The 13797-nt window shown below is 61.8% G+C and carries 13 protein-coding genes and 1 tRNA gene; 7 read left to right on the top strand and 7 right to left on the bottom strand.

Annotation, left to right across the window (positions count from 1 at the left end; translation table 11 throughout):
- The 6 genes from STHERM_RS01875 to STHERM_RS01850 form a co-directional block, all read right to left on the bottom strand.
- Nucleotides 1–2310, bottom strand: a complete 2310-nt coding sequence (locus STHERM_RS01875) for a CRISPR-associated helicase/endonuclease Cas3 (RefSeq protein WP_013313190.1) — start codon at nt 2308–2310, stop codon at nt 1–3.
- Between the two features lie 138 nt (nt 2311–2448).
- Entirely contained in the window at nt 2449–3435 is a 987-nt protein-coding gene (locus STHERM_RS01870) for a helix-turn-helix transcriptional regulator (RefSeq protein ID WP_013313189.1), read from the bottom strand.
- A 121-nt stretch (nt 3436–3556) separates the two neighbouring features.
- Nucleotides 3557–5230, bottom strand: coding sequence for a cation:proton antiporter (locus STHERM_RS01865; RefSeq protein WP_013313188.1), 1674 nt, complete (start codon nt 5228–5230; stop codon nt 3557–3559).
- A complete protein-coding gene (locus tag STHERM_RS01860) occupies nt 5230–5685 on the bottom strand; it encodes a PTS sugar transporter subunit IIA (RefSeq protein WP_013313187.1) in 456 nt (151 codons plus the stop codon). Before STHERM_RS01860 ends, STHERM_RS01865 begins: the two co-directional genes overlap by 1 nt.
- The gene (locus tag STHERM_RS01855; RefSeq protein ID WP_013313186.1) at nt 5675–6376 is read right to left on the bottom strand and encodes a PTS sugar transporter subunit IIA; all 702 of its coding nucleotides are present in this window, start codon (nt 6374–6376) and stop codon (nt 5675–5677) included. The genes STHERM_RS01860 and STHERM_RS01855 overlap by 11 nt, the downstream gene beginning before the upstream one ends.
- A gap of 136 nt (nt 6377–6512) precedes the next feature.
- The gene (locus STHERM_RS01850; RefSeq protein ID WP_013313185.1) at nt 6513–7640 is read right to left on the bottom strand and encodes a hypothetical protein; all 1128 of its coding nucleotides are present in this window, start codon (nt 7638–7640) and stop codon (nt 6513–6515) included.
- A gap of 134 nt (nt 7641–7774) precedes the next feature.
- Here STHERM_RS01850 and STHERM_RS01845 point away from each other — a divergent pair, with 134 nt between their 5' ends.
- The 5 genes from STHERM_RS01845 (at nt 7775) to STHERM_RS01825 (ending at nt 11193) form a co-directional block, all read left to right on the top strand.
- Complete coding sequence (locus STHERM_RS01845) at nt 7775–8134, top strand: response regulator (protein WP_013313184.1); 360 nt, start codon at nt 7775–7777, stop codon at nt 8132–8134.
- Nucleotides 8131–8751 carry a chemotaxis protein CheX gene (locus STHERM_RS01840; protein ID WP_013313183.1) on the top strand — a complete coding sequence of 207 codons (621 nt, stop codon included), beginning with the start codon at nt 8131–8133 and terminating at the stop codon, nt 8749–8751. Before STHERM_RS01845 ends, STHERM_RS01840 begins: the two co-directional genes overlap by 4 nt.
- Nucleotides 8748–9758 (top strand): sensor domain-containing diguanylate cyclase, encoded by a 1011-nt coding sequence (locus tag STHERM_RS01835; protein ID WP_013313182.1) that lies wholly within the window; start codon nt 8748–8750, stop codon nt 9756–9758. The genes STHERM_RS01840 and STHERM_RS01835 overlap by 4 nt, the downstream gene beginning before the upstream one ends.
- Before the next feature lie 9 nt (nt 9759–9767).
- A complete protein-coding gene (gene aroA / locus STHERM_RS01830) occupies nt 9768–11036 on the top strand; it encodes a 3-phosphoshikimate 1-carboxyvinyltransferase (protein WP_013313181.1) in 1269 nt (422 codons plus the stop codon).
- 72 nt (nt 11037–11108) lie between these two features.
- A tRNA-Leu gene (locus STHERM_RS01825) sits at nt 11109–11193 on the top strand.
- A 59-nt stretch (nt 11194–11252) separates the two neighbouring features.
- Here STHERM_RS01825 and STHERM_RS01820 read toward each other — a convergent pair.
- Nucleotides 11253–11597 carry a histidine triad nucleotide-binding protein gene (locus STHERM_RS01820; RefSeq protein ID WP_013313180.1) on the bottom strand — a complete coding sequence of 115 codons (345 nt, stop codon included), beginning with the start codon at nt 11595–11597 and terminating at the stop codon, nt 11253–11255.
- 112 nt (nt 11598–11709) lie between these two features.
- On the opposite strand from STHERM_RS01820, the gene STHERM_RS01815 reads away from it, so the two are divergent.
- On the top strand, nt 11710–12423 hold the full coding sequence (locus STHERM_RS01815; RefSeq protein ID WP_237223327.1) for a hypothetical protein: 714 nt from the start codon (nt 11710–11712) through the stop codon (nt 12421–12423).
- Nucleotides 12420–13766 carry a hypothetical protein gene (locus STHERM_RS01810; RefSeq protein WP_013313178.1) on the top strand — a complete coding sequence of 449 codons (1347 nt, stop codon included), beginning with the start codon at nt 12420–12422 and terminating at the stop codon, nt 13764–13766. Before STHERM_RS01815 ends, STHERM_RS01810 begins: the two co-directional genes overlap by 4 nt.
- Nucleotides 13767–13797 lie beyond the last annotated feature (31 nt).

Raw genomic sequence — 13797 nt, 5'->3', positions numbered from 1 at the left:
TCACACTATGAGGTCCTCGGCTCGCAATGTATCGGTTGGGGGCAACAGCCCCATCTCGGCATCATAGAAGTGCTCCCTGCCCCACTCCGTGAGGGCAAAGAATCCCTCATACACTTCCTCCACAACTCCCATCTCTCCATACTTCTGGAAGGCCTTGTCGTGGACCTGGACCACATATCGCTGGAGGGATCGCATGACCCTGGAGGAAGGACCTTCGGTCCTCAAAGTACGAAGGAGGGATGTTGCCCTTTCATCATACGGAATATAGAGGGAGATCACCGGCTCATCGATAATGTGGAACCCCTTTCCTATGTCTTCATAGGGAATATCGATGTCTCGTAACACACCTTTGAGTTTTTCAGTAATTCCTCTCTTATCGAGTGCATGGGACATTCTCCAGAGGAAGTGTTCGAAAAACTCACGGACGGATCTGAGGCTCAAAAAATGATCGTCCTCCCGGCCGTTTCTAAGCACCTTTCTGATCACCTCTCGGGCCACCTCAGCACGGGGCCTGAAGTCGCCGATATTGGGGACATCTTCGCCCTCGAGCTCGAACACCAGCAAACGTCCCTTTTCCAGTTTCCCTTCTCTGTTGCACCTTCCCGCAGCCTGAGCGAGTGAGTCTATTCCTGCAATGGAGCGGTACACCACAGGAAAGTCCACATCCACCCCTGCTTCGATGAGCTGGGTGGTCACCACCCGGCACGATTTCCCTTGCGAGAGGGTCTCCCGAATCCGTCTGAGCACTTCGGAACGGTGTGTGGGACACATCGCGGCACTCAGGTGGAACCTCCCTTCCGATATCCTCGAGGCGAGGCAGGAAAAAAGGTTCCTCGCTTTCTTTCTCGTATCCACAATACACAGCACCTGTGACTCCTCTGCGAGCGAATCCACAAGGGTCTCATACGAGAGGAGTCCCACGTACTGGGGATGTACCCGCTCCATACGTCGGGCAAGGTCGTGGGGATCAGGGATGATCTCGCGAACCCCTTCTATACCATCAAAATCGTTCCTCTTGTTGAGAGCGGGCTGAGTGGCGGTGCAGAAGACCACAGTGACACCGAAGTGATGCACCAACACCTCCAATGCCCGGAGGATGGGGAGGAGGTGCTCCCTCGGGATGGTCTGGGCCTCGTCAAAGATCACCACACTCCTTGCAATGTTGTGAAGCTTCTTGTTTTTCGAGGTTCTATGTGAGAAAAGCGATTCGAAAAACTGGACGCTCGTGGTGACAATCACGGGGGCGTCCCAGTTTTCGGTGGCGAGCTGTCGCTTCAGCTCGGCCTCGGAGTAGGTATCAGAAGAGGCTACGCCACCATGCACTTCTTCCTTTGACTCATAGTTGCTGTGATGTTCTATGATCGCATCGTCTCCTACAAAGCGGCGGAGGACATCCGCATTCTGCTCGATGATGCTCGTGTAGGGAAGGACATAGATGACTCTCTCGAGGTGGTGGGTGAGCGCGTGTGTAAGGGCAAAGGCAAAGGATGAAAGGGTCTTCCCCCCGCCTGTAGGGACGGTAAGGGAGAAGAAGCCCTGGGGCTCTCGGGCCGCATCGAGACATGCCCGGTAGATCTCTCCACGTATGGCATCAACCGGAGAGGGATGGGAGGTGCGCTCCTCCAAAAATCTCTCCATCGAGTCGAAAAAGCGGGCATGGAGCCTCTCGATCGGAGGATACGCGCCTCTGAGGCGCGATCTCTCGGGGTCCATAAATCGCTCGGTATCGAGAAAATCCGCATCCACAAGGGCCGAGTAGATCATCTTCACAAAGAGATAAAGGTACATCCCTGCGCGGGTGAGATCCGGAGGGGTTTTTGAGAGATACCTCCCCAGGTCTCGCTTCAGCCTTTCTATCTGGTGTGCAAGGGCGTCTTCGGAGATATCCAGGAGGTGTGCCACCTGCTGGAGGTTGTGGGGAGGCAGAGGGGAGGTCTTCTGAAGGCGAGTAAAGAGGTTGTGGTCCGAGGCGTCTCTCCCATTGGGGAGTCCGGTATGGTGCCCCGCGATCGGGTAGGCAAGGAACATACCAAGCGGTTCGAAATCCTTCCCACGCTGGGAGAACTGCTCTTTTACGAAAAGGGCTCCGGGTGTGGAATGGTCTACCGGGGTGGATGAGCCTTCCAGTCGTTTGAGAAAGTCGTCCTGAGCCTTTCCCAGATCATGATACCTCCCTGCGATTACTCCTAGTACCTCTGCATCCCACTTCCTTGCAAACATGCCTGCAAGAGAACCGACTTCCGCCAGATGCTCCTCAAGTGTCTGCCATTTATCCTTTGGCAGATCAGGACGGGAGTGAGCATAGAACATGTAGAACCTCCTTTCCTCCTTTATGTAGACCTCCTTTCATCTATGTAGACCTCCTTTTATCCTTTCGCTTTACTATGCGCCTTCCTTTTCTCACTCACTCATTATACCACTCTCCATTGCAAATCCTGCAAATCGCTCTCACTTTTTTCCCCAATACAGCTCGTACATGGCTTTTGCTTCCTCGGCGAGATGGGTGCGGAGCCATGGGGGGGAGAGGACTTCCACGTCTTTGCCCCACCCGCGTATCCAGGGGAGCATCTCGCGGGGTTCGCTGATGCGGGCACGCCAGATGATGCTGCCGTCGGGTTGAGGCGCTTTTTCCTCGTGCTCGTGCCACTGTGTCTCCATCACCCGGTAGGCCACGTCCCTGGAAAAACGGAGCACCACCTCTTCCTCCTTGTCACCCCACCACACGTTCCAGGCGGAGGAGAGGCGCACGGTGAGGTCTATGCCGGGCGGGGGCTCGAACCGGGTAAGGCCCTGCTGGCGCACCCGACGGATCCTGTCCACCCTGAAGGTGCGCAGGTCGTTGAGCTCGGGGCACCAGGTGATGAGGTAGTAGCTACGCCCCACCAGGTTGGGCCTGATGCCGAGGATGCCGCAGAGGTAGGTCTTCTCCTGCTTGTGAGGGGCCTGGTAGGTGAGCTCGATCATGGTGCCTTCGAGCCAGGCCCGGGAGACGGTGTTGAATATCTCGTCCACCGGAGGCGAAGAGGGTCGGCGCGATCTCATGCGATCGGCCTCCTCCCTGAGGAGGGCCCGAAACCAGGAGGGGGCCACAGTGAGGCGCTCGGCGATCTTGGCGAGCATGCCGGCTGCGAGGGCGCACTCCCTGTCGAGGTGGGCGGCCATGAGGAGGGCGGCATTGTAGAGCCAGACGATCTCCTCGCGGGAGAAGGGGAGTTCTACTTTCTTGAGCGACACGAGGGCCTCACCCCGACTCCCCCTCCCGTACTCGAGGGGATAGCCCATCCGCTCGAGATCTTGGAGATACCGGGTGATGGTGGAGAAGCTCACACCGAGCCGCTCCGCGAGCTCTCTCCTGCTCCTCGGCGCCGAGGAAAGGAGGTTCATGAGGTCGAAAAACCGAGTGGTCTTGGTGCCTTCACCGCGACGGTGCGCCACGTCGTCCTCCTTTTTTCCCCCCTTCCAACTCCCCAGTATATAGAGAAGCGGACGAATGTTCCATAAGAATTGCCACAAAAAAAGCCGGCCGTGCGGCCGGCTGCCGTGATCGAGGAGGGGATCAGAGCCCTGTCCTCGCCTGGGCGCTGAGGAGCTCCCGTCTCACGAAGTGGCGCACCATCCGTTCCTCGAGTATGCCCAGGACGTGTCCTCGATCGTCCAAGACGGGAAGAAAGTCCACGTTGCGGCGACGCATGATGCGGAGGGCTTCATGGAGCGGGGTGTGGGGGTGGACGGTCTCAGGGAAGGGGGTGAGGATGTCCTCGGCGATGACGAACTCCTGGAGCTCAGGCTCGGCGAGGGCCTCGCGCAGGTTCTCGAAGCCCACCACACCCCGGTATCGCCCCTCGGCATCGACCACGGCCCACACGTTCCAGTCGTGTTCAGCATAGAGCCTGAGGAGCTCCGAGAGCCGGATCGTGTTGGGCACCACGGCCCTGTCCGCGGGAAGCACGTCGGCGACGCTGTGACGCGTGAGGATGTCCTCCTCCGTCACGTTGAGCCCGGCCTCACCGGCCTTCTCGAGCGCCACCTTCACGAGCGCAGGTCCCACAAGCTGGACCACAAAGACCGTGGTGGTGACCACCACGAGGATGGTCTGGCCTATGGTGCCGGGAAACCGCTGGTAGGCGATGAGGGACAGCCCGATCGCCACGCCCGACTGGCTCAAGAGACAGAGGGGGAGGTAGCGTCCCACCTTCTCGGGTGCCCCGCTTATCCAGGCGCCCATGCGTGTGCCCACCGTCTTCCCCCCTATCCGGAAGAGCAGGAAGGCCGCGATGAACACAAGGGCCGAGAGGGAGATGCTCGCCACCTCGAGGCTCGCACCGACGAAGACGAAGAAGAGCAGGTAGATGGGGCCTGCGAACTTTTCGAGGAGCCGGAGGATGACTTCGGTCTTGCGCGGCGCATACTGGCGCAGGGCAAACCCCATCACGGTGGCGGCCATGAGCATGTCGAGGTCGAGGGCAAGGGAGAGGCCCAAGACCAACACGACCATGCCGGTGGTGAAGACGAAGATGCGCTCTTCTTCGGTATAGCGGGAGAGCTGGCGGGAGAGGAGCCAGGCCGCACCCCATCCCACGAGGCTCGCTCCCCCTATCTCATAGAGGGGCCGCCCTATCGTAGCGAGCACATTGGTGGATACGCCCATGAGTGCAAAGGAGATGCTCGAGGTGACGGCGAAGAGGAGGAGGGCGAGGACGTCGTCGAGGGCGATCACTCCGAGGAGGGTGGTGGTGAGCACGCCTTTCGCCCGGTATTCCCACACCACGTCGGTGGTGCCGGCTGCGGCCGTGGCCGAAGAGATGGACCCGGCGAGCAGGGCGATCACCAACGAGGTCGCCGGATCGAAGAAGAGACGTCCAAGGAGGAAGAAGCCGATGCCCACCATGATGAAGGCACCGAAGGCCTCGAGGAAGAGGACCCAGGTGAGGACCTTCCCGTGTTTCTTGAGGAGCGAGAGGTCGAGTTCGCCGCCCAGGGCGAAGCTGATGAGCCCCAAGGCGAGGTAGTTGAACGGCTCGAACGAGGAGAGGAAGTCTTCGGAGAAGAGCCGCAGACCGCTCTTCCCCACGAGGATGCCCAGGAGGATGTAGGCGATGACCTGGGGGATTCGCGCCTTCTTGAAGTACACCGAACCGATGGTACCACCGAAGAGGACCACGCCCAGAAGAAGGAGGACGTTGAGCTGTTCGACGGAGATACGTGAGAACAGGTCGTGGAACACCTCCATCAGACGTCCTCCCGCTTCAGGATATCCACCACTTCCTCGGGGGAGCGGGCCGAAAGGAGGGCCTTCCGCACCTCTTCTCTCTTGAGGGCCTTCACCACTCCCGAGAGGATGCGGAGATACTCGCGGTGCTGGCCCTCTCCTACGAGGATGAGCACCAGGATCTTCACCGGCTCACCGTCCATGCTCTCGTAGTCCTCTATTCCCTGCGGTTGCAGGCCTATGACGATACAGGGTTCCTTCACTCCCTTGTAACGGAGGTGGGGGACCCCTATACCGAGGCCGATCCCCGTACTCATGAGGCCCTCACGTTCGTGGAGTCTCTCGAGGAGGTCGTCGGGTTCGAAGGGTGAGACCGCACCCGCGAGCCGGGAGACGAGGGCTTTGAGGGCCTCGTCCTTGGATCGCGCAGACAGGAAGACCACCCTGTCGTGTGAGAGATACGTGCTAAACGTCATCTTTCTCCCTCTCCTTCTCGTACGAGGTGATATAGGAGATCACCTCCTGGGGGCTGCGTGCAGAGAGGAGCCTCTCCTGCACTTCTTCATGGGAGAAGAGTTCCCCCAGGGCCGCGAGGATCTTCAGGTGAAGCTGCAGACTGGGGATGGCGAAGAGTACGATGAAGTGTACGTCGCCGTCCCCCGGTGCATCGCTGAAAGGCACACCCTCGGGGCTTATGGCGAGCACGAGCGCGTACTCCGGCACCACCTCGGGGCCCACGGCACGGGGGTGCGGGAAGGCGACCCCCGGCCGCATCACCGTGGAGCACTGGCGCTCCCGTATGAGCACGAGGCGCACGAGCTCCTCCGGATCCTTCACCCTCCCGGCCCTGAAGGCCGCGTCCACCATCTTCTGGAAGGCTTCCTCTTCTCTTGTCGCCGAGAATCCCGTCAGCACGCACTCGGGCGAGAGGAGTTCCGCCACCCCTCCGTGCCACTGGGGAAGACGTTCCCACAGGGCGAACTCCCCGCCCGCCATCTGTCTCTCGATCCACTCGGCGAGCTTGTCCCTGCTGAAACGAAACTGTCCCCCCACCTTCATGGCGGGGATGGTCCCCTCACGGGCGAACTTGAGCACCGTGCGTTCGCTGAGCCTGAGGATCCGCGCCACTTCTTCGGTGGTGAGGATGGGAGGATATTCGTCAAGCATAAAAATCCTCCAAAAGGGGTTATTTTCCTCTATTTTCCCCTTTTTTAAGATTACTTCTCCTTGCCGAAAAAGACAACCCCCGACGTCCTCGTCGGGGGTCCGGTCGGTTCATCCTGCAGGGAGGGCCGGCAAGGACTCAGGGGAAGAGATCGACCCCAATCCAGTGTTCCACGGTGCTCATGTCCTGGGCGATCATTCCCATGGGCACGTCGTCCGTGAGTTCGGCCACCAGGTAGGTGTGGTCATTGAAAGGAAAACGCGCACCGTCTCCCGGCACATCCACCGCGGCCATCGCGTGCCGGTACACCGAGGAGACCATGAGGATACCGTCATAGCCCAGGTGGTGGAGGATGATCAGATACGCGAGGGCGAGTGCATCGCAGTCGCCTGCGTGGCGCCTCACCGCCGATATGGGAGCCCTGAGGTCGGAGAGCGTGCCCGTGCGCTCGAAGGCGAAGCCCTGGAACCAGGAGAGGAGCCTCGAGGGCACATCACCCGCGCCTCCTCCCATCCGCTCGGAGAGTTTCGCCGAGACCTCCCTGAACCTGGGGTACTCGTCGCGTACCACCATGCGGTAGTAGCGCCTCCAGGCCTCCACCGACGGCGGATCGCCGTAGGCCAGGAGGACCCTCGCCTCACGTTCTATGAGAACCTGAGCGGCATCCTCCTCGCCGGGATCGAGGAGGAACGCGAGCGTCCCCCCCTCGAACGGGACGTCCACTCTGGTGCGCGAGGGTCCCTCCACCGGGTAGTAGAACTGGCCGATGGGGCCCGGGTAGAGATACCAGTCGCCGGAAGGGGCGAAGGAGTCGATGGCGCTCAGGAGGAAGTCGTGGTACGTCTCGTACACATCCTCGGGCGCATAGGCCATGAGGATGTAGTCGGCTTCTTCCCCGTTGATGAAGACGAAGTATCCTCTCACGGTGCCGCTCTCCACCGGGAAGGCGGCGTCGGCGAGAATGGCCTGCATCCCTCCGTAGGGAGCAAAGGCGCTCACATCGCCCTCGGCCTCCAGGGAGGAGAAGAACGCCTCACCCATATCCACGGCGGAGGAGAAGCGTCGACCTGGAAAGGCTGCCACCTGGAACGAAGCCACCCGGTAGGGATCCGTCACCGAGACCCCTTTCTCGGAAGGAGAGAGCTGCCACCCTTCGGGTGGATCGACGATGAATCCCCAGCGGTCGTCCACATGGGGGGCGCCGGAGAGCACCATCGCGGCCGCGAGAATCGATACCCCCACGCGCATCCCTTTGGACAGTTTCAATTCGCACTCCTCACTCGCAGTATAGGTTTTGAATCGGGAGATTCACCGCCTTTGTTTACATTATAATGGAAATGCTTGCAGTTTTCGATAAATCGACTATAGTTAAAAGGAGAATTCACACAGGAGTGTACCCTATGGCGAAGACGGTACTGGTCGTCGACGATGCGCTTCTCGCCCGGAAGATCGCACGAAAGATCCTCGAAAAAGAGGGCTATCAGGTGGAGGAAGCGGAGGGCGGACAGGAAGCCATCTCCATGCTGGAGGCCCAGCGCCCCGATGTGCTCCTCCTCGATCTCCTCATGCCGGGGATGGACGGCATCCAGGTCCTGGAAGAACTCGCAAAGAGGCGCGTCTCCGTGCCCACCATCGTGGTGTCCGCGGATACCCAGGAGAGCACGAAGCAGCGGTGCATCCAGCTGGGAGCCAAGGTGTTTCTCAACAAGCCGCTCACCGAGGAGGAGTTGAAAAAGGCCTTACAAGAGGTGTCCCAATGAAGATATCCGAGGTCCATCTGGACTACCTCAAGGAACTCATGAACATGGGGGTGGGAAGGGCTGCCCGCGTGCTCGGCAGTCTCCTCAACGCCCCCATCGAGCTCAAGGTTCCGGAGATCTACATATACACCAAGGCGGAGATCCTCAAGGAGTTCTCGGCCTTTCCCGGGGATCGTATCTCCTCGGTGCTCCTCCCCTTCGACGGGGTCTTCACCGGCCTCGCCTTCCTCCTCTTCCCTCCCCAGAGTGCACAGCACCTCATCAGTCTCCTCGTCCAGGAGATGGACGAGGATGAAGACCTGGACGAGATCAGGGCAGGCACGCTCTCGGAGATCGGCAACATCGTCCTCAACTCCATCATGGGTACCTTCTCCAACTTCTTCTCCTCGCACATTCATTACACCGTGCCGAGCTACACCGAATCACGGCCCGAAGAGCTCTTCCAACACTACACCAAGGCCCACAAGGAGTATTCGTTCCTCCTCGCGAGGACCAGGTTTACGGTGAGCTCGCTCAACATAGAAGGCGACATCGTCATCCTCATGGAGGTGACCCCGTTCCAGCATCTCCTCAAGGAGATAGACGCACACTACGAGAGCATCGTGCGGAAAAAATGAGCAGAGAAGAGACAAGGGACACCACGATCCTCCACCTCCCGGCTGAACTCTTCAACGCGGTTTCGGTGGGGCTCCTGATCCTCACCGAGGAATGGAAGGTGCGCGCCTGGAACCACAGGATGCAGGAGTTCACCGGTATAGAAGAGGAACGCGTGGTGGGGAGAGACCTTCGGGAGTTCCTGCCCGAGTTCAAGAAAGAAAAGTACCAGGTGCTCCTCAGCATCGTCTTTACGGACGGCGCACCGGTGATCCTCTCCCCCCAACTCCACAGGAAGCTCTACGTACCCGCCCCCATCTACCCCGAGGCCCCACTCCAGGAACGGTTCTTCTTCACCACCATCGCCCCCGCATCCCTGGAGGGACTTCCCTGTGCCGTGTTCACCGTACAGGACGTCACCGATCTGGTGAAGCGTATACAACTCTACAAGGAGATGAAGGACCGCGCCCTGGTGGAGATAGAGCGACGCAAACGGGTGGAGGAGCAGCTCCTCGCCATCAACAAGAAGCTCGAACGGTCGGCCCGCACCGATCCACTCACCGGGCTGGGAAACCGCAGGGAGATGGAGGAGCGACTGGATGCCGAGATCGGGAGGGCCCTGCGTACGGGCTCGCCGTTCTCCATCATCATGGCCGACATCGACAACTTCAAGACATTCAACGACACCTACGGCCATGACTGCGGGGACTACATCCTGGTGAAGCTCGCACAGCTGTTCAAGCAGAGCCTCAGACGACAGGACTCGATCTCCCGATGGGGGGGAGAGGAGTTCCTCATCCTCCTGCCGGACACGAGGAAGGAAGGCGCCCTCGTGGTGGCCGAGAAGCTGAGGAACCGTGTGGGAGAGACCCCCTTCCTCTTCGCGGGGAAGGAACACAACGTGACCCTCACCTTCGGGGTCTCCACCTTCGACGAGACCTCGCACACGGTCTATGAGTACATAAAGCGGGCCGATCAGGCCCTCCTGGTGGGAAAGGCCTCTGGAAAAAACTGCGTCCGTTTCCTATGATGTGGCCCTATGGAGGTCAGCGTCCAGCCGGGACGGCTCTCCGGACACATCCCCGTGCCGCCGTCCAAATCGCACACCATCCGGGCCCTGCTCGTAGCCGCAGCCGCAGGGGGTACGAGCCGCATCCGGAGCCCGCTCTTCTCGCGCGACACGAGGGCCTGCATGAGAGCGGTCTCGCTCCTGGGCGCCGTGGTGAGGGAGGAGGGGGCGGACCTCCTCGTGGAGGGGACCGGGGGACGGTTCTCGGTGCCCGAGGATGTGATAGACGTGGAGAACTCAGGCACCACGCTCTACTTGGCGGGGGCCATGGCCGCCCTCATAGAGGGGGGCCGGGCGGTCTTCACCGGGGATGCACAGCTGCGGAGGAGGACGGCGGGTCCGCTCCTCGCGAGTCTCCAAGACCTGGGTGCGAGGGCGGAGAGCACGCGTGGGAATGGGTGCGCCCCCCTGGTGATAGGAGGGCCTCTACGGGGCGGCAGCACCTCCATCGCGTGTCCCACGAGCCAGTACCTCTCGGCACTGCTCCTCGCCTGCCCGTTGGGGAAGGGGGAGTCGCTGGTGGAGGTGGTGGAGCTCAACGAACATCCCTACATCGACATGACGCTCTGGTGGTTGAAGGCCCAGGGAGTGGCACTGGAACGGGAGGGCTATGACCGATTCAGGATCCCCGGGGGACAGTCCTACCGGGCCTTCGACCTCACCATACCCGGCGACTACTCCTCGGCCACGTTCTTCCTGTGCGCCGCGGCCGTCACCGGCTCCACCCTCACCCTCACCAATCTGTATCCGGACGATCCCCAGGGTGACAGAGAGGTGCTCGAGATCCTCGAGCGTATGGGCTGCAGGGTGGAGGTGTCCCCGGAGGAGCGCGCGGTGCGCATCACGGGTGGATCGCTCTCCGCCACCGAGGTGGACATGACGCGCATCCCCGACGCCCTCCCCGCACTCGCCGTGACCGCCTGCTATGCGGAAGGCACCACACGGCTCTACAACGCGGCCCACACGCGGCTCAAGGAGACCGACAGGATTGCGGTGATGGCGCAGGAGCTTTCGCGCCTCGGAGCGCGCGTGGAAGAGCTCCCCGACGGGCTCCTCATCCACGGTCCCTGCCCGCTCACCGGCGGAATCGCCTCGAGCCACGACGACCACCGGGTGGCCATGGCCTTGGCCGTGGGCGCTCTTGCGGCACGGGCTCCGGTCACCATAGAGGGGGCGGAGGCGGCGGAGGTGACCTTTCCGGAGTTCTTCTCCCTCCTCGAAGCGCACCGCACGGGGTGAGACGGGATCGAAACAGGTGCCGCTCGGTATTGACAAAGGAGAGGAGTATCGGTATTATATCCACCGAATCGTGCTGTGGTGGTGGAATTGGTAGACACGCTAGCTTGAGGGGCTAGTGGGCGTTAAGCCCGTGGAGGTTCAAGTCCTCTCCACAGCACCTCGACGCCGCCCTGAGAGGGGCGGCTTTTTCGTGCCATCCCCGAGGGGAGGCCCCCATCAGCCGGGGGGCCACTCCATCTGCCTGCCGCCCAGGATGTGCACGTGCAGGTAGGCCACACTCTGCTGCCCGTGCCGTCCCTGGTTGATCACCACCCTGAAGCCGTTCTCCTCGAGCCCGAGCTGCTTCGCCACCATGCTCACCCGTTTGAGGAACTCCCCGAGGTAGGAGGGGTCCTGCTCGGTGAACTCCGTGAGCGTGGCCGCTCTCCGCTTGGGGAGAACCAGGACATGGACCGGGGCCTGAGGGTTGATGTCCCGGAATGCGAGGGCCACCTCGTCCTCGAAGACGACATCCGAGGGGATCTCCTTCCTCACGATCTTGTCGAATATTGTGTCTCCCATGGTTGCCTCCTTGTCCCAACTATGCCACACACAGGGGAAAGACACAATTCCGCAGTACACCGGGGTCGAACTCATGTTGACGGCCGTTCCCCACTCTTTTATGCTCATCGTGGTGGAAAAGAGCATGCTGTACACCTTTATAGTGGGGCTGGGAGTGATCCCCCTCCCGCCACTCTCTCTGCCCTTCGAGTCCCTCGACACGGCGCGCGTCCTGTTCTTCTCCTTCCCGTCCCTCATCGCCGGGTTCGTCGCGGGGAGGACGAGGCGGAGAAGAGCCCGCACCCTCCGGAGAGCCACGATCGGACACTCCTCCCCCGTGGCCGAGGGGAGCGGACTCCAGAGGTGGGTCCTCCATGTCCGCTACAAGAATCTACTCCAGCTCTCTCCCGAAGAGGCGGACCGTACCCTCGTGCATCTGCAGGACCTCTGGAACGATCTCTTCATCGAATACCCCCACCTCGTGGTGAGCTTCAGGGGAGACGAGGGGTGGATCGTCGGCACCACGCCCGTACTGGAGGCCTGCAGGATCGCCGTACGCCTCTCGGAGGGATACGAAGGGGCGATTCCTCCAAGCATGGGACTACATCGGGGTGACGCACGCCTCCTGGCCCCCTCTCCCACCCTCCCCCCCCTGGTCGTGGGAGAGGCATCCCGTACGGCCCACCTCCTCTCCGACGCCGCCGTGGGGGGGAAGCTCCTCATCTCTCCTTCGATCTATCACGAGGTGAAGGAACAGGTCGTCGTCGAAGGTCCCAGACACATCCGCCCGCAGCCCGGCGTCCACAAGACCGCCTACGTCTTCACCTCGTTCAAGGAGGACACGTGACCCTGCCATGGCTCGCCGTCACCGCAGGCATCCTTCTCCTTGTCGCTTCAACCCTCCTCGTGGTGCGGAAAGCCCGTCGGAGGAGGGGGAAGGTGCTCCTGGAACGGATCCTCTCACCCCGCGGTTCCGACGATACCGGTCCTCCGATCCTCAGAGACATGCTCTTCGCCTTGGAGGAGGCCTACACCCGACAGGAACCGGCCCCTGCGGTCTTCTTCCTCTCCGACGACATGCAGGATCAGCTCCAGGTGGATGTGTTCCTCGATCGCCTCCTGGGGCGACGCACCTCCTTCTCCAACACCAGGATACTGGGGAGCACGCTCCTCGAGCGGAAAAGAGAGGGAGACACCGAACGGTCCTTCTGGATCATGGACCTCTCCCGGAAGGTGCAGCGCACGGATGCCTCCACGTCCTCGCTCCTCCTGGAATCATCCCGCACCATCTGGTCCCTCCACAAACACGTGGCCGCGCCCGATCAGATCCCCGGTGCCGGCGGGAGGTGCCCCTCCTGCAAGACACCGCTCCCCGAACGCCCCCACTCCCCTCGCTGCCCCTACTGCGAAGCCGCGCTCAACTCCGGTCGGTACGGCTGGACCCTCACCCGCCTCCACGCCCCCCTCACCTTCGCCCAGCACACCCTGCTCTCCCCCCGCAGCACCCACTCCCCCCTGCTGGAAGCCGCCCTCCGCCGCACCATCCTGCACACCATCCTCCCCGAGGCCTTCCCCACCACCAACACCCTCCCCTGCCTTCCCGGCGCCCGCACCCGCCTCCTCCAGATGATCCGTCCGGCCCACACCTCCCCCATCTGCCTCACCGTGAACGACGTGCAGGTCCTCGCATCACTCTCACCCCGCACCCGCCACGCCCTCCTCACCCTCACCTTCCAGCGCGCCATCCTGGACGGCCCCGCCGTCGAGGACCTCCTCGACCCCTTCCCCCTCACCCGCCACCTCCTCCTCCACATCGACGAGCCCTCCTCCACCGTCACCGGCGTGGAACTCCCCGAGGCGGGCCACCCCTTTCTCGCCACGCGCCTCACAACCCTCTACACCCCCTCCCTCGATGCCGTGCTCCTCCTCGCCGGCGTACTCCTCGCAGAAGGCCGGAACCCCTCTCGCATCATGGAGCACCTGGAACCCCTCCCCATCCCCCCCCACCTCCGCACACTCCTCCTCTACCACCTCCCCCTGGCCGCCCAGGGCCACACCGGCATCCCCCTCCCCCTCACCCCGGCTGCACGCCGCGCCACCCTCACCGCCCTGCAACGCCTCGCGAACCGCCTCAGCCCCCCACCCTCCCCCGTCCTCCTCTCATACCTCCGCGACCTGTTGGAAGACTAGGCCGCTCTCTGGTACCCTTTCCAAGGAACCA

The sequence above is a fragment of the Spirochaeta thermophila DSM 6192 genome (genome assembly GCF_000147075.1).
Lineage (GTDB): Bacteria > Spirochaetota > Spirochaetia > Winmispirales > Winmispiraceae > Winmispira > Winmispira thermophila_A.
Note: the sequence above shows the minus strand (reverse complement) of the source record. Positions and strands in the feature narration are given on the sequence as shown.

Excerpts from the sequence above, each read along its gene's own strand:
- STHERM_RS01875 (WP_013313190.1), bottom strand. The coding sequence starts at position 2,310 with ATGTTCTATGCTCACTCCCGTCCTGATCTGCCAAAGGATAAATGGCAG.
- STHERM_RS01865 (WP_013313188.1), bottom strand. The coding sequence starts at position 5,230 with ATGGAGGTGTTCCACGACCTGTTCTCACGTATCTCCGTCGAACAGCTC.
- STHERM_RS01860 (WP_013313187.1), bottom strand. The coding sequence starts at position 5,685 with ATGACGTTTAGCACGTATCTCTCACACGACAGGGTGGTCTTCCTGTCT.
- STHERM_RS01855 (WP_013313186.1), bottom strand. The coding sequence starts at position 6,376 with ATGCTTGACGAATATCCTCCCATCCTCACCACCGAAGAAGTGGCGCGG.
- STHERM_RS01845 (WP_013313184.1), top strand. The coding sequence starts at position 7,775 with ATGGCGAAGACGGTACTGGTCGTCGACGATGCGCTTCTCGCCCGGAAG.
- STHERM_RS01840 (WP_013313183.1), top strand. The coding sequence starts at position 8,131 with ATGAAGATATCCGAGGTCCATCTGGACTACCTCAAGGAACTCATGAAC.
- STHERM_RS01835 (WP_013313182.1), top strand. The coding sequence starts at position 8,748 with ATGAGCAGAGAAGAGACAAGGGACACCACGATCCTCCACCTCCCGGCT.
- aroA (WP_013313181.1), top strand. The coding sequence starts at position 9,768 with ATGGAGGTCAGCGTCCAGCCGGGACGGCTCTCCGGACACATCCCCGTG.
- STHERM_RS01820 (WP_013313180.1), bottom strand. The coding sequence starts at position 11,597 with ATGGGAGACACAATATTCGACAAGATCGTGAGGAAGGAGATCCCCTCG.